The sequence below is a fragment of the Natronolimnohabitans innermongolicus JCM 12255 genome (assembly GCF_000337215.1).
GTDB classification, from domain to species: Archaea; Halobacteriota; Halobacteria; order Halobacteriales; family Natrialbaceae; genus Natronolimnohabitans; species Natronolimnohabitans innermongolicus.
Genome location: NZ_AOHZ01000111.1, coordinates 16128 through 38520, shown reverse-complemented (window position 1 = coordinate 38520; position 22393 = coordinate 16128). Strand labels below are relative to the sequence as shown.

22 protein-coding genes are annotated in these 22393 nt (G+C 64.2%); 17 read left to right on the top strand and 5 right to left on the bottom strand.

Going from position 1 to position 22393, the window contains the following annotated elements; all coding sequences use genetic code 11:
* Nucleotides 1–34: 34 nt before the first annotated feature.
* Nucleotides 35–625, bottom strand: a complete 591-nt coding sequence (locus tag C493_RS21675; protein ID WP_007261649.1) for a DsrE/DsrF/DrsH-like family protein — start codon at nucleotides 623–625, stop codon at nucleotides 35–37.
* 1 nt (nucleotide 626) lies between these two features.
* On the bottom strand, nucleotides 627–872 hold the full coding sequence (locus C493_RS21670) for a sulfurtransferase TusA family protein (RefSeq protein ID WP_007261648.1): 246 nt from the start codon (nucleotides 870–872) through the stop codon (nucleotides 627–629).
* 243 nt (nucleotides 873–1115) lie between these two features.
* Here C493_RS21670 and C493_RS21665 point away from each other — a divergent pair, with 243 nt between their 5' ends.
* From C493_RS21665 to C493_RS21645, 5 genes are all read left to right on the top strand, one after another.
* Nucleotides 1116–2309: an MBL fold metallo-hydrolase gene (locus C493_RS21665; RefSeq protein ID WP_007261647.1), complete on the top strand. Its 1194-nt coding sequence runs from the start codon at nucleotides 1116–1118 to the stop codon at nucleotides 2307–2309.
* 20 nt (nucleotides 2310–2329) lie between these two features.
* Nucleotides 2330–2887 (top strand): YeeE/YedE family protein, encoded by a 558-nt coding sequence (locus C493_RS21660; RefSeq protein WP_007261646.1) that lies wholly within the window; start codon nucleotides 2330–2332, stop codon nucleotides 2885–2887.
* Nucleotide 2888: 1 nt separating this feature from the next.
* Nucleotides 2889–3350 carry a YeeE/YedE family protein gene (locus tag C493_RS21655; protein ID WP_193787919.1) on the top strand — a complete coding sequence of 154 codons (462 nt, stop codon included), beginning with the start codon at nucleotides 2889–2891 and terminating at the stop codon, nucleotides 3348–3350.
* 48 nt (nucleotides 3351–3398) lie between these two features.
* Nucleotides 3399–4568, top strand: a complete 1170-nt coding sequence (locus C493_RS21650) for an inorganic phosphate transporter (protein WP_007261644.1) — start codon at nucleotides 3399–3401, stop codon at nucleotides 4566–4568.
* Between the two features lie 139 nt (nucleotides 4569–4707).
* A complete protein-coding gene (locus C493_RS21645; RefSeq protein ID WP_007261643.1) occupies nucleotides 4708–7785 on the top strand; it encodes a PAS domain S-box protein in 3078 nt (1025 codons plus the stop codon).
* Nucleotides 7786–7893: 108 nt separating this feature from the next.
* On the opposite strand, the gene C493_RS21640 is transcribed toward C493_RS21645, so the two are convergent.
* Nucleotides 7894–8331 carry a thioredoxin family protein gene (locus tag C493_RS21640; protein ID WP_007261642.1) on the bottom strand — a complete coding sequence of 146 codons (438 nt, stop codon included), beginning with the start codon at nucleotides 8329–8331 and terminating at the stop codon, nucleotides 7894–7896.
* Nucleotides 8332–8706: 375 nt separating this feature from the next.
* Here C493_RS21640 and C493_RS21635 point away from each other — a divergent pair, with 375 nt between their 5' ends.
* From C493_RS21635 to C493_RS21615, 5 genes are all read left to right on the top strand, one after another.
* Nucleotides 8707–10743 (top strand): heavy metal translocating P-type ATPase, encoded by a 2037-nt coding sequence (locus tag C493_RS21635; RefSeq protein ID WP_007261641.1) that lies wholly within the window; start codon nucleotides 8707–8709, stop codon nucleotides 10741–10743.
* 123 nt (nucleotides 10744–10866) lie between these two features.
* Entirely contained in the window at nucleotides 10867–11433 is a 567-nt protein-coding gene (locus tag C493_RS21630) for a class I SAM-dependent methyltransferase (RefSeq protein ID WP_007261640.1), read from the top strand.
* A 133-nt stretch (nucleotides 11434–11566) separates the two neighbouring features.
* The gene (locus C493_RS21625) at nucleotides 11567–12691 is read left to right on the top strand and encodes an MBL fold metallo-hydrolase (protein ID WP_007261639.1); all 1125 of its coding nucleotides are present in this window, start codon (nucleotides 11567–11569) and stop codon (nucleotides 12689–12691) included.
* A gap of 137 nt (nucleotides 12692–12828) precedes the next feature.
* On the top strand, nucleotides 12829–14025 hold the full coding sequence (locus C493_RS21620) for an MBL fold metallo-hydrolase (protein ID WP_007261638.1): 1197 nt from the start codon (nucleotides 12829–12831) through the stop codon (nucleotides 14023–14025).
* Nucleotides 14026–14195: 170 nt separating this feature from the next.
* Complete coding sequence (locus C493_RS21615) at nucleotides 14196–14543, top strand: DsrE family protein (RefSeq protein ID WP_007261637.1); 348 nt, start codon at nucleotides 14196–14198, stop codon at nucleotides 14541–14543.
* 25 nt (nucleotides 14544–14568) lie between these two features.
* Here the strand turns inward: C493_RS21615 and C493_RS21610 are convergent, their stop codons facing one another.
* A complete protein-coding gene (locus tag C493_RS21610) occupies nucleotides 14569–14922 on the bottom strand; it encodes an SHOCT domain-containing protein (protein ID WP_049889575.1) in 354 nt (117 codons plus the stop codon).
* A gap of 538 nt (nucleotides 14923–15460) precedes the next feature.
* On the opposite strand from C493_RS21610, the gene C493_RS23565 reads away from it, so the two are divergent.
* The 5 genes from C493_RS23565 to C493_RS21590 all read left to right on the top strand — a co-directional run bounded on the left by C493_RS23565 (nucleotide 15461) and on the right by C493_RS21590 (nucleotide 20103).
* Nucleotides 15461–15610: a DUF7512 family protein gene (locus tag C493_RS23565; RefSeq protein WP_007261635.1), complete on the top strand. Its 150-nt coding sequence runs from the start codon at nucleotides 15461–15463 to the stop codon at nucleotides 15608–15610.
* Nucleotides 15611–16642 carry a sulfite exporter TauE/SafE family protein gene (locus C493_RS21605; protein WP_007261634.1) on the top strand — a complete coding sequence of 344 codons (1032 nt, stop codon included), beginning with the start codon at nucleotides 15611–15613 and terminating at the stop codon, nucleotides 16640–16642. It abuts the gene before it with no gap.
* A gap of 67 nt (nucleotides 16643–16709) precedes the next feature.
* On the top strand, nucleotides 16710–18563 hold the full coding sequence (locus C493_RS21600; RefSeq protein WP_007261633.1) for a cation:proton antiporter domain-containing protein: 1854 nt from the start codon (nucleotides 16710–16712) through the stop codon (nucleotides 18561–18563).
* A 524-nt stretch (nucleotides 18564–19087) separates the two neighbouring features.
* Entirely contained in the window at nucleotides 19088–19492 is a 405-nt protein-coding gene (locus tag C493_RS21595) for a helix-turn-helix domain-containing protein (protein WP_007261632.1), read from the top strand.
* Nucleotides 19493–19680: 188 nt separating this feature from the next.
* Nucleotides 19681–20103: a CBS domain-containing protein gene (locus C493_RS21590; protein WP_007261631.1), complete on the top strand. Its 423-nt coding sequence runs from the start codon at nucleotides 19681–19683 to the stop codon at nucleotides 20101–20103.
* Between the two features lie 242 nt (nucleotides 20104–20345).
* Here the strand turns inward: C493_RS21590 and C493_RS21585 are convergent, their stop codons facing one another.
* Nucleotides 20346–20789: a pyridoxamine 5'-phosphate oxidase family protein gene (locus tag C493_RS21585; RefSeq protein WP_007261630.1), complete on the bottom strand. Its 444-nt coding sequence runs from the start codon at nucleotides 20787–20789 to the stop codon at nucleotides 20346–20348.
* A gap of 133 nt (nucleotides 20790–20922) precedes the next feature.
* On the opposite strand from C493_RS21585, the gene trxA reads away from it, so the two are divergent.
* The gene (trxA, locus tag C493_RS21580; RefSeq protein ID WP_007261629.1) at nucleotides 20923–21282 is read left to right on the top strand and encodes a thioredoxin; all 360 of its coding nucleotides are present in this window, start codon (nucleotides 20923–20925) and stop codon (nucleotides 21280–21282) included.
* Nucleotides 21279–22337 carry an NAD(P)/FAD-dependent oxidoreductase gene (locus C493_RS21575; protein ID WP_007261628.1) on the top strand — a complete coding sequence of 353 codons (1059 nt, stop codon included), beginning with the start codon at nucleotides 21279–21281 and terminating at the stop codon, nucleotides 22335–22337. The genes trxA and C493_RS21575 overlap by 4 nt, the downstream gene beginning before the upstream one ends.
* Nucleotides 22338–22393 lie beyond the last annotated feature (56 nt).

Sequence of the window (22393 nt, the reverse complement as noted above, 5' to 3'; positions counted from 1 at the left end):
CGTCGCTCGAGACGTGACTGCGTCGAAGCAGCGATCACACGAGGAGCTGGATGTCGGATTCGGCCATGTGCTGTAACGCGGTGGCCGCGCCGACGCCCGTCGTCACGCCGTCGTAGAAGTCGTCCTCGTCGTAGTCCATCAGCTCGATCGTCATCTGGCAGGCCTGGAGGTCGACGCCGCTTTCGATCGAGAGATCGATCAACTCCTCGATGGTGGCCGTGCCGTTCTCGTCGATTTTCTTCTCCATCATGCGCGTGGCCATCCGATCCATGCCGGGAATCGCGGCGAGCGCGTTGGGAACCGGCATGTTCGGGTTGCCAACGGCGGACAGCTTCAGGTTCTTCGACTTCTTCTCGTGGAGGATGTCGAGCCCCCAGAACGTGTGGAAGACGACGACGTCCCAGCCGAAGGCGGCCGCCGTACTTCCGAGGATCAGCGGCGGATACGCCATGTCGAAGCTTCCCTGGGTGGCGACGATGGTCATCTTCTTCTGGGTGTCACCGTCGTCCAGATCGGCCATCGACGACTCGAGGTCGTCGACGCGCTCGCGCAGCGCTTGCAACTCCGCGGCGTCGAACTCGCGGTCGGCGTCGTCGACCGACGCTGGTGGATTATCCGTGCTCATGTTACGCCGTCTTCTCGACGTAGTGGATGTAGTGGTCCCCGTCCTCGACCTGCTCGAGGAGGTCCACCCCATTGGTACCGTCCGCCCAGCCCTGAATGTCGCTCATGCTACCCGAGTCAGTTGCTACGACTTCGAGGACGGCGCCGGCCTCGAGATCGTCGATAGCCTGTTTCGTCTTGACGATAGGCATTGGGCAGGACTGTCCTTTCACGTCGAGCGTCTCTGTGATGTCGTATTCCGAACTCATAGTCTATCTCTGTGCTCTATTGGAGCTATTACACAATATTGGTTCCGTCCATAAAAGGATATCGGTTATTGCACAGTATACAAAACTCTGTCATCGGCGCTATTCGGACAGTTATTATATCTAGTGTTAGTAGCGCGCGTAATGGGTTCGTTCACACAATAACTTCCTCTTCTATATTGTGCAATCGGGGAAATACCATACAAACCCTTAAGTGCTCGTAGCCGGTACTGGAAACTGTACAATATGGACGACATGGACTTTCCAACGCCGGACGTCGAGATCGAATCGGTGACGCCGGCCGAACTGAAAGGACGTATCGACGCGGGCGAAGACGTCGTTCTCCTCGACGCCCGAATGGAGTCGGACTACGAGGAGTGGAGCATCGACGGTGAGACCGTCGAGTCGATCAACGTTCCCTACTTCAACTTCCTTGACGAGGACGTCGACGACGAGATTCTTGCACGAGTTCCGGACGACCGTGAAGTCACGGTCCTCTGTGCGAAAGGCGGCGCCAGCGAGTTCGTCGCCGGCTCGCTCAAAGCAGAAGGCTACGACGTGAACCACCTCGAGGACGGGATGAACGGCTGGGCCCGCATCTACGAGGCCGTCGAGGTCGACCGCTACGATGGCGCGGGGACGCTCCTCCAGTACCAGCGTCCCTCCTCGGGTTGTCTCGGCTACTTCGTCCACGATGGCGACGAAGCGGCCGTTATCGACCCGCTGCGCGCGTTTACCGACCGATATCTCGAGGACGCCGACGACCTCGGCGTCGACCTGAAATACGCGATCGACACGCACATCCACGCGGATCACATCTCGGGCGTTCGAAACCTCGTCGAGGAGGGTGTCGAAGGCGTCGTTCCCGCGGCCGCAGTCGACCGCGGCGTCACCTACGCCGACGACGTGACGGTGACCGACGACGGCGACGAGTTCCAGGTCGGCGACGCCACCATCCAGACGGTTTACACGCCCGGTCACACGTCCGGAATGACCTCGTACCTGATCGACGACTCGCTGCTCGCGACCGGCGACGGCCTGTTCGTCGAGAGCGTCGCCCGTCCCGACCTCGAAGAGGGCGACGAGGGCGCCGAAGACGCCGCCAAACAGCTCTACGAGTCCCTCCAGAAGCGCGTGCTCTCGCTGCCCGACGAGACGCTCGTCGGCGGCGCTCACTTCAGCGACGCAGCCGTTCCCGCCGAAGACGGCACGTACACGGCACCGATCGGCCAACTCGAGGAAGACATGGCCGCCCTGACGATGGACGAAGACGAGTTCGTCGAGTTGATCCTCTCAGACATGCCGCCCCGTCCGGCCAACTACGAGGCGATCATCGCGACGAACCTCGGTCAGCAAGAGACCGGCGACGAGGAAGCGTTCGAACTCGAGCTCGGCCCGAACAACTGCGCCGCCAGCCAGGAGTCGCTGGCCGGTGACTAACCCCACCTTCCACCAGTCGAATGGTAACTGAACTCTTCGCACCCGCGCTGTACGAGACGCTGTTCCCCGTCGGGATCAGTCGCTACGCTGTCGGGGGGCTGCTCGTCGGCCTCGGCGCCGTCGTCATCTACCTCGGGACCGGCATTCCGGCCGGCGCGAGCACGTTCCTCGAGTCGACGCTGTCGTACGTCTCGGACCAGTCGCGGTTCCAGCGATACGTCTCCTCGCGGGACTGGCGCGTCGTCTTCACGCTCGGGATCATCGCCGGGGCGTTCGTCTACGCGCTCACGTTCCAGTCGGGGCTGGTCTCGAGCGGGCTCTACGAGTCCGGCACGACCGGCCAGTTGTACGACGTCGGCGGCCTCACGGTCTGGATGACTGACGTCCAGCCCTGGCGGCTGTTCCTGGGCGGGATTCTCGTCGGGATCGGCACCCGAATCGGCAAGGGCTGTACGTCGGGCCACGGGGTCTGTGGCGTCGGCTCGGCCTCGAAGACGTCGATCGTCGGCGTGATGACGTTCCTGATCGTGGCGATCGGAACAGCACAGGTCGTGATGGCACTGGGGGTGACACCATAGTATGAGTCAGCAAAGACACCCCCTGTTCATGCCGCTGATCTTCGTCGGCGGCCTGATCTTCGGCTTCGGTCTCGGCTTTAGCCACATGGCCCGTCCCGAAGTCGTCCTGAACTTCCTGCAGTTCGAGGACTTCGGGCTGTTGTTCGTCATGGGCGGCGCGGCAGTCGTCACCGGAATCGCCTTCGCGCTGGTGCCGCGGCTGTTCGACCGCGCCCCGTTGACGGGCGACGCCTACGGCCGACGGCTGAAATCGTTCGACCGCAACGTCCTGATCGGCGGCGCGATCTTCGGCGTCGGCTGGGGCCTCTCGGGAATCTGTCCCGGCGCGGCCTACGCCAGCCTCGGCGTCGGCAACGTCACGATCCTCTGGGCGCTCGCCGGGATGTTCGTCGGCGCCTACGTCCAGGGCTACTGGCGAAGCCAGCGCGCCGCGTCCGAAACCGCACCCACGAGCGCCGACTGAGCCCGTTCGATCTCGCCACAACCGGTAGCCGATCGCGGCTTCGTTACAATGGATCCAACGACGATACTACTCTTCGCCGTTGCCGCGCTCTCGAGTCTCTTTATGGCCTGGGTTATCGGTGCCGGCTCGAGCGGCGCGACGCCGTTCGCTCCGGCCGTCGGCGCGAACGCGATCGGAACGATGCGCGCCGCGTTTCTCGTCGGCCTCCTCGGCTTCGCTGGCGCGGTGACGCAGGGAGCGAGCGTCTCCGAGGCCGTCGGAAGGGACCTCGTCGTCGGCATCTCGTTGCCCGCCACGAGCGTCATTGTCGTCCTTCTGATCGGGGCGGGACTGATGATGATCGGAATCGTCACCGGCTACCCGATCGCGACGGCGTTTACGGTCACCGGCGCCGTCATCGGTGTTGGCTTCGCGCTGGGCGGCGAGCCTGCCTGGGAGAAGTACGCCGAAATCGGCGCCATGTGGGTTTTGACGCCGTTCGTCGGCGGCGGCCTCGCGTACGCCATCGCCAGCGTACTTCCCCGACCGGACGTTCCCGAACGGGTCAGCGTCGCGTTGCTGGCCGGCGTCGTCGGCGCCGTCCTCGCGAACCTCGAGTTCGTCTTTCTCGACGGCGTCGGCGGGACGCTCGTCGCCGCCGGCTCTCCCGTTCTTCCGCTCGACGACGCCGGTGCAGCGATCACGATATCGCTGCTCGCCGGCGCGGTTGCGGCGTTGCTCGTCTGGTGGGACATCGGTCGCGATCGGACCGGCGGACTGCGACGATTCTTGCTCGCTCTCGGCGGTCTCGTCGCCTTTTCCGCGGGTGCGAGCCAGGTCGGGCTCGCCGTCGGACCGTTACTGCCGCTGCTCGACGACGTCTCGATCGTCTCGCCGCTCGCGGTGTTGCTCGGCGGCGGGTTCGGCATTCTCGTCGGCTCGTGGACCGGCGCGCCGCGGATGATCAAGGCGATTTCACGGGAGTACGCCTCGCTGGGGCCGCGCCGCTCGATCGCGACGCTGGTTCCGTCGTTCCTAATCGCCCAGACGGCGGTCCTGCTCGGCGTTCCGGTTTCGTTCAACGAAATCATCGTCAGCGCCGTCATCGGGGCTGGACTGGCCGTCGGCGGCGGCGCCGGCGTCAGTCCCCGAAAGCTCGGGCTCACGGTGCTTGCCTGGATCGGCTCGTTCGTCCTCGCGTTCGTCCTCGGCTACGGGTCGATGTTCGTCGTGGGGTAACCCTCGTTTCGGCTTCCGGAACCGCGGACCGTCCGGTCCGCAGAACCGACGTCCGGTTCTGGCCGGGTTTGATTTCGGTGCCGTCGCCTCGCCGTCCGAGGAGGTGCCCTTTTACGGACTCGCTGCGCTAGCACAGCCAATGACCCCACCTCCTCGTCCGGATGGGAATTCGACGACGCGGTCGGCTATCCGGCAGCAGGATCTCGTCGCGGAACTCGGTCGCCGAGCGTTCGAAACGGACGATCTAGACGAATTGATTCACGACGCTATCACCGCGGTCAGCGACGTTCTCGAGGCCGAGTTCACGGCCGTTCTCGAATCGACGACCGGCGACGACCGGTTCGTCATTCGACACGGAGACGGCATCGACGGTTCCCTCGGAACGATGACGACCTCCCACTGTTGTGACACCGCACACGGAACGGCGCTGGGGTCGGCGGAGCCCGTCGTCGTCGACGACCTCGAGGCCGACGACCGATTCGAGCACCCGGCGTTTCTCCCCGATCGCGGGCTCGGAAGCGCCATCTGCGTCAGTATCGGCTCGACGGAGGGACCGTGGGGCGTCCTCGCGACCTATACGACGGCGACGGACGCGTTCGACGACCCGGACGGGACGTTCGTCCAGAGCGTCGCGAACGTCCTCGGTTCGGCCGTCGACCGGGAGCGAGCGAACCGGCACAGAGATGCGGAGGCGACCCTCAAGGACAAGATCGTCGAGACGAGCCCGATCGGCATCACGATCGTCGGTACCGACGGCGAGATGCGGTTTGCCAACGACCGTGCCGAGGAGATTTTCGGCCGCAGTAAAGAGCGGATCAACGACCTCCGGTTCGACGATCCCGAGTGGGACGAAATTGGGACGGACGGCCGGTCGCTCTCGCGGGAGGAGCTACCGTTTCCGCGGATTCTCGAGTCGGGCGAGCCGCTGTTCGATCAGGTAAGCGGCGTCTTGCGTCCGGACGGGAAACGGGTGTGGATATCGGTCAACGGTGCGCCGCTCTACGACGACGATGGCGGCGACGAACCCACCGGCGTCGTCTTCGCGATCGAGGACGTAACCGACCAGTTCGAGCGGGATCGGGAACTCGAGCGGTACGAAACGGTCGTCGAAACGGCCCACGAAGGCATCTACGTCCTCGACGAGGAGCGTCGATTCGAACTGGTCAACGATTCGTTCGCCGACCTGACCGGGTTCTCGCGGTCGGAGCTGCGAGGGCGACACGCGTCGACGGTGTTCGGCGAGGAGTTCGCGTCGATCGAGGCCGAACAGTGGAGCGACGGGTGCGAGGACGATCCCCCGACGTTCGAGGAGACGATCATCGCCGGTCCGGACGAGAACCGGACGGTCGAGAACCGATTCGTCCTTCTGGAGGAAGAGGGTGGTGAGAAGCGGGTCGGGGTCGTCCGGGATGTAACCGATCGAAGCCGGATGGAGGAAGCGCTTCGAGAGAAGGAACGTCGGTTCCGAACGCTCAGCGCACACCTGGAGGAGGTCATCTGGCTGACCGACGCGGATCCGTCGGAGTATATCTACGTGAACCCCGCCTACGAGGACGTCTTCGGAGACGACCGCGAGAACCTGTACGACGACGGCTTCTCGTGGCTCGAACTCGTCCACTCGGCGGACCGCGGTCGCGTTCGAGACGCTTACACTGCGCTGCCGGAGATTCCGTTCGACGAGGAGTTCCGGGTCGTCAGGCCGGACGGCGACCGGCGGTGGATTCACGCCCAGGCGATTCCGGTCACCGACGACGAGGGGGCGGTACAGCACATCGTCGGCATCGACGCCGACGTCACGGAACGGAAAGAACGCGAACGGAAACTCGAGAAGTATCGAACGATCATCGAGGCGATCGACGACGGCGTCTACACGGTCGACGACGAGAACCGGTACACCATCGTCAACCAGGCCTTCGTCGACCTGACCGGCTACGATCGCGAGGAGCTGCTCGGGGCACACGAGTCGCTCGTCGTCGACGACGAGGTGGTCGACCGCACTCGAGCGGTGGCCGACGAGTCGACCGCGTCGAAACTGACGACGACGATCGAGACGGCCGACGGCGAGGCGGTCCCCACCGAGACGGCGGTTACGTCCCACGTCTCCGACGCCGGAACGCAACGCCGAATCGGCGTCGTCAGGGACATCTCCGAGCGACTCGCCTATCAGCGCCGACTCGAGGAGAGCGAACAACGCTACCGAACGCTGGTCGAGAACTTTCCGAACGGGGCGATCACGATGTTCGACGAGGACCTCCGGTATACGTTCGCTGACGGGCAGATTCTCGACGAGATCGATCTCCCCGTCGACGAACTCGAAGGACGGACGATTTACGACATCTACTCCGACGAACTCGTTACCGAACTCGAGCCGGCGTTTCGGGCCGTCTTCGACGGCGAATCGACCGAGACGGACGTCTCCTATCTCGACCGGTTCTGGAGCGTCCACATCGTTCCCGTCAGAGACGACGACGGCGACGTGTTCGCGGGGATGCTCGTCGCCGTCGACGTCACCGAGCGCAACGAGTACAAACGCAAACTCGAGGAGTCCAACGAACGCTTAGAGCAGTTCGCCTACGCGGCGAGTCACGATCTGCAGGAACCGCTGCGGATGGTCTCGAGTTACCTGCAATTACTCGAGAGTCGGTACGGCGACGACCTGGACGAGGACGCGACGGAGTTCATCGAGTTCGCCGTCGACGGCGCCGAGCGAATGACGGAGATGATCGATGGACTCCTCGAGTACTCGCGCGTCGATACGAGGGGCAGCTCCTTCGAACCGGTCGATCTCGACGACCTGCTCGACGACGTCCTCGACGATCTGCAACTCCGGATCGAGGAGAGCGACGCCGAGATCACGAGGGAATCGTTGCCGACCGTTCGCGGCGACGCCAGCCAGTTGCGACGGGTTCTGCAGAACCTCGTCGGCAACGCGATCGACTACAGCGGCGACGAATCGCCGCGAATCGACGTCGGTGTCGAACGGCGCGGGCGGCGGTGCGTTCTCTCGGTTCGAGACGAGGGGATCGGCATCGAGCCGGACGATCAGGATCGGATCTTCGAAATCTTCGAGCGCCTGCACTCGTGCGAGGAACACGAGGGTACCGGAATGGGGCTCGCCCTCTCCAGGCGCATCGTCGAGCGCCACGGCGGCCGCATCTGGGTCGATTCGGAGCGCGGCGAGGGGGCCACGTTCTCGCTTACGCTCTCGCTCGCGTGAGAGTCGAGTCGGCTTGCGATCAGTCGTTCAATTCTGAACCGAGACGGCGTCGTGAGTTCGACTCGAGCGTGGCTCAGTGACTGCGTCTCGCGACGGCGGCGGTCCGCGTCAGCTGTACTGTTCGATCAGTCCCCGGAGCTGTCCCTTACTTTGCGCCCCGACCGTTCGCTCGACCGGCTGGCCGTCGGCGTACAGCACGAGCGTCGGGACGCCCTGAGCGCCGAGTTGCTGGGCCAGTCGCTGATGGCGGTCGACGTCGACTTTCGCGACCGCGGCGTCGGTCTCTTCGGCCAGCGCCTCGATCGTCGGCTCGAGCATCTGGCAGGGACCACACCAGTCGGCGTAGCAGTCGACGAGGACGACGTCGTGCTCGTCGACGACGTCGTCGAGGTGGGCCTGTCCCTCGATCGCGATCGGTTCGGACGGCGTCGCCGCTCCGTCGTCCGCGCCCAATTCGCCGCCGTTCTCGAGGCGTCGCTGCAGTTCCCGTTTCTTCCGCTCGCGGATTCGGTCCCGTTCGTCGTCCAGTGATCCAGAATCGCTCATCGACGTCTCGTACGGCGTCGTCGACTATATGTATTGTGTATAGGGGGCAATACTGGGTGGAGTTTCCGGAGACCACTCGAGTTGCTCGCAGCGCTCGCCTCCGCTTCGATACAACCGACACACGCCGACCGGTCCTCGGGTTCATTCGAAACGAATCCCCTCGTCGTCTGTTCTCGTCGACTCGTAATTTTCGATAGCGTCTTTGCACTACAATCCAATGTAGGATCACGATCGCTCGCTGTGATCTCGATGTACCCTTCGGACACGCCCACGATCTCTTCGGCGGCCGAGTGATCGGTGTCGACACCGGGAAGATCCACAACAGCGCACACGAACGCGTATCAAACCGCCCATACCGACCATGTTCGTATACAGATGAAGCCGTCCCCGAGTTCCGAGTCGTCAATCGATGCGCAGCCAGCGGCGGCGACGGGCCGAGCGGACGTACAGCGGCAAGCGCTGTTCGTCGCCCTCACGTTTTTCGGGATGATCGGCGGGCTACTCGGGAGCTGGTTCGGCGCCCCGTCGTGGTTCGTCTGGGGCTGCTATGCGGTCGCCTACGTGTTCGGCGGCTGGGACGGACTCAAAGAGACCATTAACGCGCTGCGAGAGCCCGAGGTCGAGATCGATCTCCTGATGATCATCGCGGCACTCGGCGCGCTTTACATCGGCGCGCCGTTCGAGGGCGCGATGTTGTTGTTCCTGTTCTCGCTCTCGGGCGTCCTCGAGGAGTACGCGATCGGCCGCTCGCGCACCGCGATCAAGTCGCTGGTCGACATGCGCCCGGAGTCGGCACGGATCCTCCGCGACGGGTCGGAAGTGGCGACCAGCATCGACGACGTCGACGTCGGCGACGTGTTCGTCGTTCGCCCCGGCGATCGGCTGCCGCTCGACGGCGTCGTCGAGGCCGGCGAGAGTACGGTCGATCAATCGTCGCTCACCGGCGAGTCGGTTCCCGTCCCGAAAGAGCCGGGCGACGAGGTGTTCAGCGGCACGATCAACGAGACGGGGAGCCTCGAGGTTCGCGTAACGCGGGAAGCCGAGGAGTCCGCCATCTCTCGACTCATTCACATGGTCGAGAAAGCACAAGACAAGAAGGCGCCGACGCAGCAACTCATCGATCGCTTCGAGCAGCCGTACGTGCTGAGCGTCTTCGTGATGACCGCGCTCGCGATCGCGCTTCCGATCGCGCTCTTGAATCACTCCTTCGAACCGACGTTCTACCGCGCCATGACGCTCATGGTCGCGGCGTCGCCCTGTGCGGTCATCATCTCGACGCCGGCGGCGGTTCTCTCGGCGATTTCCGCCGGCGGACGACAGGGTGTCCTGTTCAAGGGCGGCGAACACATCGAGACGGCGGGTAACGTCGACGCCGTCGCCTTCGACAAGACGGGAACGCTGACGGAGGGTAACACTCGCCTGACGGACGTGACCGCCCGCGAAAACGTCTCCGTGTCCGCGTACACCGACGGCGGCTCCGTCGATAGCGATCTGCCCGCGGACAGCGCTGCCGAGGACGACTCGCTGACCGACGACGAACTCCTGGCGCTTTCGGCCGCCGTCCAGTCTCGCTCGGAACACCACCTCGCCGAGGCGACCGTCGACGTCGCCGCGGACCGCGGGCTCGAGGTCCCCGACGCGACCGACTTTCAGGCGGTCGTCGGCAAGGGCGTCAACGCGACCGTCGACGGCCGGACGATTCACATCGGGAATCCGCGCTACGTCGAGACGGTTCTTGCCGACCGACGGATCGACGGTCGGGAGGCCGGCCTCGAAGCCGTCCGCGACCTCGAAGCGAACGGGAAGACGAGCGTCCTCGTCGTGAGCGAAACCGACGAGCGCCTGTGCGTGCTCGGCTGGCTCGCCTTCACCGATACGATCCGCCCCGACGCGGCCGAGATGATCGACCGACTCCGCGAGCGCGGCGTCGACCAGATCGTCATGCTCACGGGCGACAACGAACGGGTCGCCCGGTACATCGCGGACGAACTCGGGATCGACGAGGTGTATGCAGAACTGCTCCCCGAAGAGAAGGTCGATCACATCGAGGCGCTCCAGGAGCGCCACGAGGCCGTCGCGATGGTCGGCGACGGCGTCAACGACGCGCCCGCGCTCGCGACGGCGGACATCAGCGTCGGCATGGGCGGCGCCGGAACCGACGTGGCCCTCGAGACGGCCGATATCGTGCTCATGTCGGACAAACTCGATCGGCTTCCCTACGCGTTCGCGCTCAGCAAGGAGACGCGACGCACGCTGTACGTCAACTTCGCAATCGCGTTCGGCGCCATCGCGATCATGGTGATCGCGATTCTCACCGCGGGGATTCCGCTCCCGGTCGCGGTGGTCGGCCACGAGGGATCGACCGTCCTCGTCAGCCTGATCGGTCTCCGATTGCTTCGCTTCGACGGCTGAGACGGCTGGTCGACCGAGGCCTCGCCGCCTCGCCGCCTCGTCGGGACGCGTCGCGACGCGCATCTCCGAAACGGACGGATGCGAAAACGTACACTCTTGTAACTCCCGCCCAAACGTATCGACATGGGATTCCACACGTTCCCCGTCGAGCGCGCCGATAAACTCGAGGATCCATCGCGCTATCGCTTCTGTTCGCGCGAGGAACTGGTCGAGATGCTGGATCTCGGTTCCGACTCTGACTCCGACGCCGTCGTCGCCGACCTGGGGTCGGGAACGGGCTTTTACTCGCGCGACGTGGCGCCGTTCGTCGACACCCTCTACGCGGTCGACGTCCAGGAGGAGATGCACGAGCGCCACCGCGAGGAGGGCGTCGCGGCCAACGTCGAACTGGTTACGGCTGGCGTCGACTCGCTCCCCTTCGACGACGACCAACTGGACGGCGCGTTCTCGACGATGACCCACCACGAGTACGCGACCGACGAGACGCTCGCGGAACTCGCCCGAGTGATCCGTCCGGGCGGTCGTCTCGTCACCGTCGACTGGTCGGCGGCCGGCACCGGCGAGGACGGGCCGTCGATGGACGAGCGGTTCGGCCCCGACGAGGTCGCGGGCCACCTCGAGGACGCCGGATTCTCCGTCGACCGCGCACACGACCGTCCCGAGACGCTGGCGGTCGTCGCCCGCCGGTAGTCGTCCGCACGTTGTCGACCCCGGTTGGAGGCGTTCGCGCGCAGCGACGTTCGGCGACTCCGATAGCACAGTCGAAACTGACAGTCTCTCAGGCGGTGTGTTTACGGTCGTCGGGCCGAGATTATTGAGTGAAATGAGCAATACCGATATCGAACCCGAGACGGTCGCCCGGCGCGTCCACGGCGAAGCGACGACGGACCTCTTCGTCCTCGACGTCCGCAACGAAGACGACTACGAAGAGTGGCAAATCGCGGGAAGCACGAACCTTCCCATCTACGACGAACTGCTCGAGTCCGACTTCTCCACGCTCGAGTCTCACGTCGACGAACTCCCTCGAGATGCGGAGATCGCCGTCGTCTGCGTCGCCGGCATCACGTCCGCGCGGGCCGCGTCGTTTCTCCGCGACCGCGGCTTCGACGCGCGGTCGGTCGACGACGGAATGAACGGCTGGGGCCGCGTCCATCGGACGTACGACGTCGACGCCGCGGACGGCGTCGTCCAGATCGTTCGCCCCGGTACGGGCTGCGTTTCGTACCTCGTTCACGACGACGGCGAGGGCCTCGTCGTCGATCCGAGCCAGTACGTCGACCGGTATCTCGACGCGGCGGACGAACGCGACCTCGACATCGTCGGCGTCGCGGATACGCACGCCCACGCCGACCACGTCTCCGGCGCCCGCCGACTCGCCGGCGAACTCGACGTGCCGTACTACCTGCACGGCGACGACGCCGGCTCCCTCGAGCGGGTTTCGGAACTCGAGGGCGGCCGATCGATTTCCGTCGGCGAACGCGACCTCGACGTCGTCGAGACGCCGGGGCACACGCCCGGTAGCGTCTCGTTCCAGTTCGGCGACGCCCTGCTGTCGGGCGATACGCTCTTCTTGCGTAGCGTCGGCCGCCCCGACCTCGAGGACGGCCAGGAGGAGGCGATCCGAACGGCCTCGAGCCGGCTGTTCGACAGCCTCGACCGGCTGATGGACCGCGGCGACGAGACCGTCGTGTTGCCTGGTCACTTCAGCGACGAGTCGATCCGTCCGCTCGCGACCGAGCTCGGCGAGCTTCGCGAGGAAACGACCAACGAACTCCTCAGTTACGTGGCGGACGGCGACGAGGAGGCGTTCGTCGAGACCATCGTCGAGAGCCTCGCGGACGAACCGGCGAACTACAACGAGATCAAACAGATCAACTGGGGTGAAAAACAGCCGGACGGGAACGTCGAGGAACTCGAGTTGGGGCCGAACAACTGCGCTGCGAACTGACGGTCTCGCTCTCCCGAGTTTGGCGTCTGCGTGGGTGTCGTCGCCGAGAGTGCTGGGTTGTTCGTTCGCTCGCGGATGTCTTTGCAGGGATGAACACTATTGGCACTCCGCCGATATGGTCTTGTAGAGCAATTCCAATGGTGACCCAGATATCTGCGAACGACCTCGCGGCGAAGCTCGATTCCGAGGAATCGTTCACGCTGATCGATACGCGTCCCGAGGACAGTTACGAGGGCTGGAGAATCCACGGCGCGACGAACGTCCCGTTCGGACCCGAGGACGAACTCTCGGACGACCGACTCGAGCACATCGGGGCCGAGAACGGCGACTCGATCGTCGCCATCTGCGGCAAGGGGCTGACGTCGACGCCGTTCGCGTTCGAGTTACAGCAACGAGGATACGACGACGTCTCCGTCGTGAAAGGCGGGATGGAAGACTGGAGCAAAGTGTACGAGGTCGTCCCGCTCGAGACCGAGCGCGACGATCTCGTCGTTATTCAGCTACAGCGCCGAGCGAAGGGCTGTCTCGGCTACGTCGTCGGTTCGGCGTCGTCCGGCCGAGCGGTCGTCGTTGATCCGACTCGACAGACGGACCGGTTCAAAATCGCCGCCGCAGACGCTGGACTCACCATCGAGCGCGTTCTCGACACGCACATTCACGCCGATCACATCTCTGGCGGCCGGCAACTGGCGGACGAACTCGACGTTCCCTATCACCTCGGCGAACACGCGGCCGAACGGGACGTCGAATACGTGTTCGAACCGCTCGCGGACGGCGAAACGATCGAGGTCGGCGAGATCGAAATCGAGGCGCTCCACGCGCCGGGTCACACGTCCGATATGGTAAACTACCTCGTCGACGGCGAGGCGCTGCTGACCGGCGACACGCTGTTCGTCGAGTCGGTCGGCCGGACGGAGCTCCAGTTCGGCGATAGCGAGGCGCACAGCGCCTCGGACGAGCAGAGCGGTGAAACCGCTATTCCCGCGGACGCCTCGAAGGGCGCCGAACTCCTCTACGAGACGCTCCACGAGACGATCCTCGAGCTCCCCGACGAGACGCGAATCTGTCCGGGCCACGTCTCGGTGTCGGAAGAGAACCGCTACGGGGTCGGCTCGCCCGGCGATCCGATCGCCGAACGACTCGGAACGCTGCGTTCGGACCTCGAACTGCTCGGGCTGGACGAGGACGAGTTCGTGGCGCGACTGACCGAGAACGCGCCCGACAAGCCCCCGAACTACGAGCGGGTCATCGAGATCAATTCGGGTCGAGACCCGGTCGACGACGAGTCGGAAGCGACGGAACTCGAGTTGGGGCCGAACAACTGCGCGGCCTAGCGTCGTCTCGCACACGGATCCGTTCCGAATGGAATCGCGACCCGTCCAGCGGTTGCGCTGGCACCGGCGGACGTCAGCCCGCTCCGTGTGCGTTCTCGCTGTGTGTCCGTCCGCGGATTGGATCGGCATCGACCCAGTAATTTATAGACTTGGGAATCCTACACACAATTATGTCTGAACAGGATGCAGCGACCGAACGGATCGGTATCGTCCTCGAGACCGCAGATTCCGAACGCGCCTGGAACGCGCTTCGACTCGGTATCACGGCCGCCGAGGACGGCCACGACGTCTCCGTGTTTCTCCTCGGCGAGGGTGTCGAGGCCGAGGAGATCACCGACGAGCAGTTCGATGTCCGCGACCGGATGGAAGCGTTCGTCGACGCCGGCGGCGACCTGCAAGCGTGCGGGACGTGTCTCGAGATTCGCAACAGCGAGGAGAGCGAGTACTGCTCGATGTCGACGATGTCGGACCTTCTCGAGATCGTGACGTCGTCCGACCGCGTGCTGACGATCGGCTGATCGACGCCACGTTCCGTCGTTTCGCTTACTCTTCTCGCTGGAGTCGTTCGCGCCGTTGTTCGAACTCCTCGTCGGAGAGATCACCACGAGCGTACGCGAGGCGGAGTTCCTCGAGCGCCGGATCGTCCTCGGATCGCGTCGAGTGGACGGCGGCTCTGTACACCAGGTAACCGACGGCGAGAAGCAACAGAAGGGGGAGCCAACTCAACAGCCACATTCCCGTCCCACCGTGGCCGGTCCACGTGCTGTCGTTCCATGCGTGTCCGCCGCCCCACATGCCCATCGTCGGCCACGCGACGGCCATCATTACCAGCGGAACGAGCACGACGAGCGCGATGACGAGTAACACGGCTCGGAGGAACGTCGTATTGGTGGCCATACGGAACAGTTCACCCGAGTCGGGCATAAAGCTCGGTCACAATTCCGTTGAATTCGCAATAGCGTTACCGGTCGAAGGGTGCCGTCTCCCTCAGACCGTCGGGACGAACGGTCCGTTCGGTCACTCGAGCGAGAAGTCACAGGAATGGCCGCGGAGCAGTCCCAGCGATGACCGTGTCTGCCCAAGTTAGTGGAGTTCGGTGAACGGTCCACCGTTTGCGTTGGACTATTGTGCCATTTTGTACACATTCATCACTGCACCGTCTGTTAGCACAGTGAATTATCTGCTATTATCTTTATGACAATTCCGCCAAAACTAATCATAGAAGTAGTACGACCCACCAGTGCGATCCGAGAGGGACAGCATCGGCGCTATATCTGCATAACCTATACAGATATTTCCATGGGTTAGCCGTTACATACTCTGCAGTAATATTGTGCGACAGTCCCAAAAGCGTTATACGCACTCTCCGAATAGAGAGTAGTGAGTAGCAATCCATGACCCGCACACTATCGAAGACGAATGGAGGTCGGGGCGCATGATCGAGGCCGCAGCCCTCCCCGCACCGGTACAGGCAACGCTCCTCGTGGGCGTTATCCTCGCCCAGGCGGTCGCCCTCTACGTCGGGTACGGCGCCCTCGAGCGAGTCGCAACGCCGCTGATCGAGACGATCGCCAACGCACGATAGATGGAGTTCCTGGGACTCAGCCTGCCGCTGTTGGCCCTGTTCGTGAGCTTCGGCTTCATGGTCGGAGTGCTGTTCGGCTTCTTCGGGATGGGCGGTTCCTTCTTGATTACGCCGACCCTGTTGATCCTCGACTATCCCGCCTCAGTCGCGATCGGCAGCGGGCTGGCGTTTTACTTCGGGACGTCCGTGATCGCCGTCCTGAAACACTACGACGTCGGGCAGGTCGACTACAAACTCGGCGCGATCCTGTTCGTCGTCCTCTCGATCGGGATCGAACTCGGGAGTCGACTCGTGTTCGGTCTGGAAGCGCTGGGAATCGCCAATCTCGTCACGGGCATCGCGTACGTCGTCTTGCTTGCGGGGATCGGCGCGCTGTTCCTACGCCGTGCGTCCAAACTCGACGACGAGGACGAAGCCGAGGGCGAAGACGACGTCGACGACGACGAGATCCCGGCGGTCGGCCAGAAGATCCAGTCGTACAACGTGCCGCCGATGATCAACCTGACCTCCGGCGGCCGGGCGTCGCTGTGGACGATCGGCGGTGCCGGCGGGAGCGTCGGCCTCATCTCCGGCCTCATCGGCGTCGGTGGCGGATTCATCCGCATGCCCGCGATCTACTACCTGATCGGGACGCCGCTGACCGCCGCCGTCGGGACCAGCCTGTTCGCCGGGCTGTTCTCGGGTGCGTTCGGCACGTTCACCTACGGAATGTCCGGCAGCGTCGACCTGACGGTCGTCTCCTTGCTGCTGGTCGGTAGCGCACTTGGCGCCCGTATCGGCTCGGCGGCGACGACGATGGTCGAAGAAGACGACGTCATCATCTACTTCGGCATCATGATGGTGCTCGCCAGCGCCGGGATCGCCCTGAGCGAACTCGCAAACTGGCTCGGGACCGGCGCGCTCGATCTGGTGAGCGTCCTCCTGCTCGTCGGCTCGTCGTTCTTCGTCGCCTCGATGATCCTCTATCAGGTTATCCAGTCGATCGGCGCAGCCGAATCGGACGCACGCGCGACTCCCGACGGGGGTGACTGATGGAGTCGTCGAACCACCCGTACGGCCGAAACGGGCACCACACACTCGGCTCGAAACGTACACAGCCGTGAGTCTCGTCGCGATTGTCGCACTCGTTCTGGCACTCGGCGTCGCCTCTCGCGTCCTCGCGGACCGGCTGCAGATCCCGAGCGTCCTCTTTTTGATCGTCGCGGGGATCGCGATCGGCCCCGAGGTGCTCGGCGTCGTCTCTCGAGAGACGTTCGGCGGCGGGCTCTCGGCGATGGTCGGCGTCAGCGTCGCGATCATCCTCTTCGAGGGTGGCTACCACCTCCGCCTCGAGAAACTCCGCGAGAGTCCGACGGCGCTGACCCGACTCGTCACCGTCGGCGCGGCGATCACCTGGCTCGGGACGGCGGCCGCGGTCGTCGTCTTCCTCGAGACCAGCCTCGAGGTCGGCCTGCTGGTCGGTGCACTGTTGATCGCAACCGGTCCGACGGTGGTCGGTCCCATCCTCCAGGTCGTTACCGTCAGAGACCACGTTGCGTCCGTTCTCGAGGGTGAAGGGATCATCAACGACGTGACCGCGGCGATCCTGGTGGTCGCTGTCTTCGAAGTGCTCGTCGCGGGCAACGGAACCCCGGCCGCGCTCGTCGGCGACTTCGCGATGCGGCTGGTCATCGGACTCGCGTTCGGTGCGATCGTCGCCGCCGTCGTGTGGCTACTCCTCGATCGCGGGCGGTCCAGGCCGTGTTCGGCACCGCTTCACGCCCGGTTGATCGTCCTCGCCGGAATCGTCGTCGCGTACGCCGGCGCCGAAACGATCGCCAGCGAGACGGGTATCGCCGCCGCCGCGATGGCCGGATTTGCACTCGGAAACGTCGATCTCCCCTATCACGAGGACGTGATCGACTTCCTCGACGACCTCTCGGTCGTCGTCCTTTCGTTCGTCTTCGTCGCGCTCGCGGCGCTGATCGACTTCGGCGATATCCGGGCGCTCGGACTGGCCGGACTCGCCGTCGTCGTCGCGATTTCCGTGGTGCTCCGACCGGCCGTCATCTATCTTTCGACGACGAACGCACGGTTTACGCGCAACGAACGGCTCTTCCTGAGCGCCGTCGGTCCGCGCGGGATCATCCCCGCCAGCGTCGCGACGCTCTTTGCCGTCGAACTGCAGGCGCTCGGCCGGCCACAGGAAGCCCAGTTGCTCGCCGGAACCGTCTTTCTCATCATCTTCGCGACGGTCGTCCTCCAGGCCGGCCTCGCGCGCCAGATCGCGAACTACCTCGACGTTTCACCCATGCGCACGATACTCATTGGCGGGGGACGGGTCGGCCTGTCCCTCGCAGAACGGCTCGAACAGGACGGCGAAAACGTACTCCTCGTCGATCACGATCCCGACGCGGTCGAAACGGCCCGCAAGCGCGGCCTCAGCGCGCTCGAGGGCGACGGAACCAGCGCCGACGTTCTCGAACGTGCGGGCGCGGACGGCGCGAAAACGGTCATCGCGACCACGCCCGACGACGACGTCAACTTGCTGGTCTGCCAGCTCGCCAAGACGACCTTCGACGTCGAACAGGTCGCGTCGCGAGTCAATCAGCCCGACAACGTCGACGCCTTCGAATCGCTCGGCGTCCACGCGATCGACCTCTCGATGGCGACCGCGTGGTCGCTCGAAAACGTCCTCGAACGGCCGTCGCTGTCGGCGTGGATGAACGAACTCGGCCGCACTGGCGACGTCCAGGAGATCGAAGTGACGGCGACGGATCTCGTCGGGAAAACGATCGCCGAACTCAACGCCGAAATCCCCGACGGGGTCATCGTCGGCTTGCTCACCCATCGCGACGGCGCGACCGAAGTCCCGACCGGCGACCACGAACTCCGGGACGGCGACCGGGTGACGTTCCTCGGCCAAACCGAGGCCGTCGACCGTGCGGTCAAACGGTTCCACCCACACGACTGAGCGGTCGATTGCGTCGCTCGAGCGCGAACCGGGTGTTCCGCTGGACGGCCTTCACACGTCTGTGCGACTTGTTCGGTAACGGTGCACCGCTATTGCCCTATGTGCACAACCCACAATATCGTCTACGCTTCTCTGGGCGCCGCTACTCGCCGCCGCGTGCGGCGTTTTACGGTTCGTTCCGATGGTCAACCGGAACCTAACTCGAGTCGTCAACGCACCTGTGACCGGAAATTGTTACAGGAGTCACAGGCGGGAGACCACGACGTCAGCCGTGAGAGAGTCGAGTGGAGCGAGAGTTTCGTACTATACGCACGTGAAGTACCTCGGGGGCAAGCCCCGAGGCACTCGCCCTGTTCAGCCTGTAGACACACGTTGTGTCAGCGTTCGGTTGATCGAGTGCGACGATCTCGAATAGCCGAAGCCACTGCTGGATTCGTACTGAGAGGTTCTGAGACGGCGGCACAACACAATTGCACAATATTCGCATAACCCTTATACCCGTTGGGCCCCTCGGTATAGCTACCATGGCTAATTCGATGGCAGAACAACTTCAGCAAGATATGGAGTGCGAAGGGTTGCTGGAGTGTATTCACGGACTCAAGCAACTGGACAAGGACTGCTTCCGGGCGATGGTCGAAAGCGACGAGCCGCTGACGATCGACGAGGTCGCCGAGCGCGTCGACCGCGAGCGTTCGACGGCCTACCGCTCGATCCAGCGGCTGCTCCAGAGCGGCTTCATCCAGAAAGAGCAGGTCAACTACGACCAGGGCGGCTACTACCACGTCTACTATCCGACCGATCCGACGCAGATCGCAAACGACATGCAGCGGATGCTAAACGACTGGTACGCCAAGATGGGCCAGCTCATCCAGGAGTTCGAGGACAAGTACGACCACGTCGAGAGCGAGCCGGCGATGGCCGAGAGCTGATCGGTCCGATTCGCTGCGTCGGTGTCGAAACGGCGGTACCTCAACACTACTGTGGCGTCCACGCAGGCAATCGTGACGAGCGTCTGAACCGACCGCTGGTAGCGAACTGCTCCGGGCGTGACTGCTCTGTGGCCGGGCTGACACCACACAGTATTATACGCTCGAGCGTGGGGAGAAATACCCGACCCATGCCAGTCGACAACCTTGCCCGAAGCGACGTCGTTACCGCGGCGACGGATACGTCAGTCCAGGAACTCGCGACGACGATGCAAGCGGAGAGCGTCGGAAGCGTCGTGATTTCCGACGACGGCGAACCCGTCGGTATCGTCACCGACCGCGACCTCACCCTCGAAGTCATCGCGAGCGGCGCGGATCCGAACGACCTCACCGCCGAGGACGTTATGTCGACCGACCTGTGTACGATCGATCGCGGCGCCGGATTCTACAAGGCGACCGAACTGATGAGCGAACACGGGGTTCGTCGGCTTCCCGTCGTCGATTCCGGCGGCGAACTGGCGGGGATCATCACTGTCGACGACCTGAACGAACTGCTCGCAGACGAACACCAGCAACTCGCCGCCGTCGTTCGAGCACAGCGACCGCCCTACTGATACTGCCGGACAGCACGAGTTGACGATCGGTCGCGCTACTGCGGTCGTCACCGTCGGAGACGACCGCGAATTCGTGACCGACGTCTCACTGACTGGTGTCCGACAGTATGAGCGTGCGGTACCGACGGTACGGTGTGGCCGACACGTTTGCGCGCGTATATTGTGCAGATAAAACAAACTTCCCACACGTCCTGTAACACAGCGTGGTTCGTACTCCACGTTTCGCCGACAGTTTTCGACCGTTACGCCCCCGTTTTCCGACCGGCGATCGTCTCGATTTCGAGTTCGTAGATCTCGAGGTCGATCGCCTCGATATCCTCGTCGAAGACCCGCAACTCGAGGAACGATTCGTTGACCGCCGCCGCGTCGAACGCCTCGCGCTCGGAGTCGCTGAGTTGCCGGAGCGGCCCGGTAACGACGACGCTCCAGGAGTCCCCGGACACGTCGACGTCGTACAGCGTGAGACACGCGGTTTCGGTCTCCTCGAGGTACGACAGCTTCGTGCTCGAGCCGTCGGTCGACAGGCGGACGTAGAGCGACCCGTCCTCGTAGTGGTGGGCGACGGGAATCGCGTACGCGTCGTCGTCCGACGCGAGCGAGAGAACGCCGGTCTCGACGCGTTCGAGGTGCGTTTCGACCTCCGCTTCGGACATCCCAAGCGTGTAAACGAATTCGACTCGATCCATGGACTGTCGAACGGTCTCGAGGGGTATGAATCTGCCACGGATCTCGAGGGACGGCCGGTTGTGATCTCCGGCGTGCCAATATTGCACATTACTCACAAAACCTTTAAACGCTATCGGCTCCTACGAAGACGTGATGGCAACTGATGCACACAGCGGATCGGACGGCGCCTCGGTCGACGAACCAGTCTACATCGAGGGAGCGGATCACCTCGAGCAGGTCGTCGACGAGCACGACGTCGTGCTCGTGGACTTCTACGCCGACTGGTGTGGTCCCTGCAAGATGCTCGAGCCCGTTCTCGACGGGCTGGCGAGTGACACTGCGGCCGTAATCGCGAAAGTCGACGTCGACGACAACCAGCCGCTCGCCGGCGAGTTCGGCGTTCGCGGCGTCCCGACGATCGTCCTCTTCGCGAACGGGGAACAGGCCGAACAGCACACCGGCGTGCTGCCGGAAGACCGCCTTCGCGACCTGATCGAGGGATACACGGAATGAGCGAGGGGACCGAGAGAACCGAGACCGCCGCGGACGTTCGCGACGTCGTCGTCGTCGGCTCGGGCGTCGCCGGCCTCTCGGCCGCCGTCTACGCCGCACGGGCCGACCTCGAGCCGCTCGTTCTCGAGGGACCGGAGCCGGGCGGCCAGCTGACGCTGACGACCGACGTCGAGAACTTCCTCGGCTTCCCCGAGGGCGTCGGCGGCATGGAACTGATCCAGCGCGGGAAAGAGCAGGCCAAGCGATTCGGCGCCGAGTTCGTCCACGGAACCGTCGAAGACGCGTCGCTCGAGGAGCGACCATTCGAACTCGAACTCGCGAACGGCGACGCGCTCCGAACGCGCGCGCTGATCGTCGCGACTGGCGCGAGCGCGCGCTGGGTCGGCGCCGACGGGGAGGACGAACTCATGGGCTACGGCGTCTCGACGTGTGCGACCTGCGACGGCGCCTTCCACCGCGGCGACGACGTCCTCGTGATCGGCGGCGGCGACAGCGCGATGGAGGAGGCGCTGTTCCTCGCGAAGTTCGCCGACAGCGTCACGGTCGTCCACCGTCGCGACGAACTGCGCGCCTCCGATATCATGGCCGAGCGAGCCCGCGACCACGAGCGAATCTCGTTCCGCTGGAACGCCGAACTGCTCGAAATCCACGGCTCGCAAGCGGAGGGCGTCACCGGGGCGACGCTCGTCTCTCACCCCGACGGACGGCCGAAATCGAAACTCGAAGCCGGCGGCGAAGTCGACCGCGAAGACGTCGCCGCCGGCGGCGTCTTCTACGGCGTCGGCCACGTCCCCAACACCGCGTTCCTCGAGGAAACGCCGGTCGAACTCGCCGAGTCGGGCCACCTCGAGACGCTCGATGGAATGACGACCGAGACCGCCGTCGAGGGCATCTTCGGCGCCGGCGACGTGATGGATCCGGAGTACCGGCAGGCGATCACCTCCGCCGGAACCGGCAGTATGGCCGCCCTCGACGCCGAGACGTGGCTCGATGCGCAGGAACTCGAACTCGAGGCCGAAGCGCCGGCCGCTGCGGAAGCCCAGGCCGACGACTGACCGCGCGGGAACGGTCTCGTTCGGCGGGTCCGCTGGTGTGCCGTTCGAAGGTACTG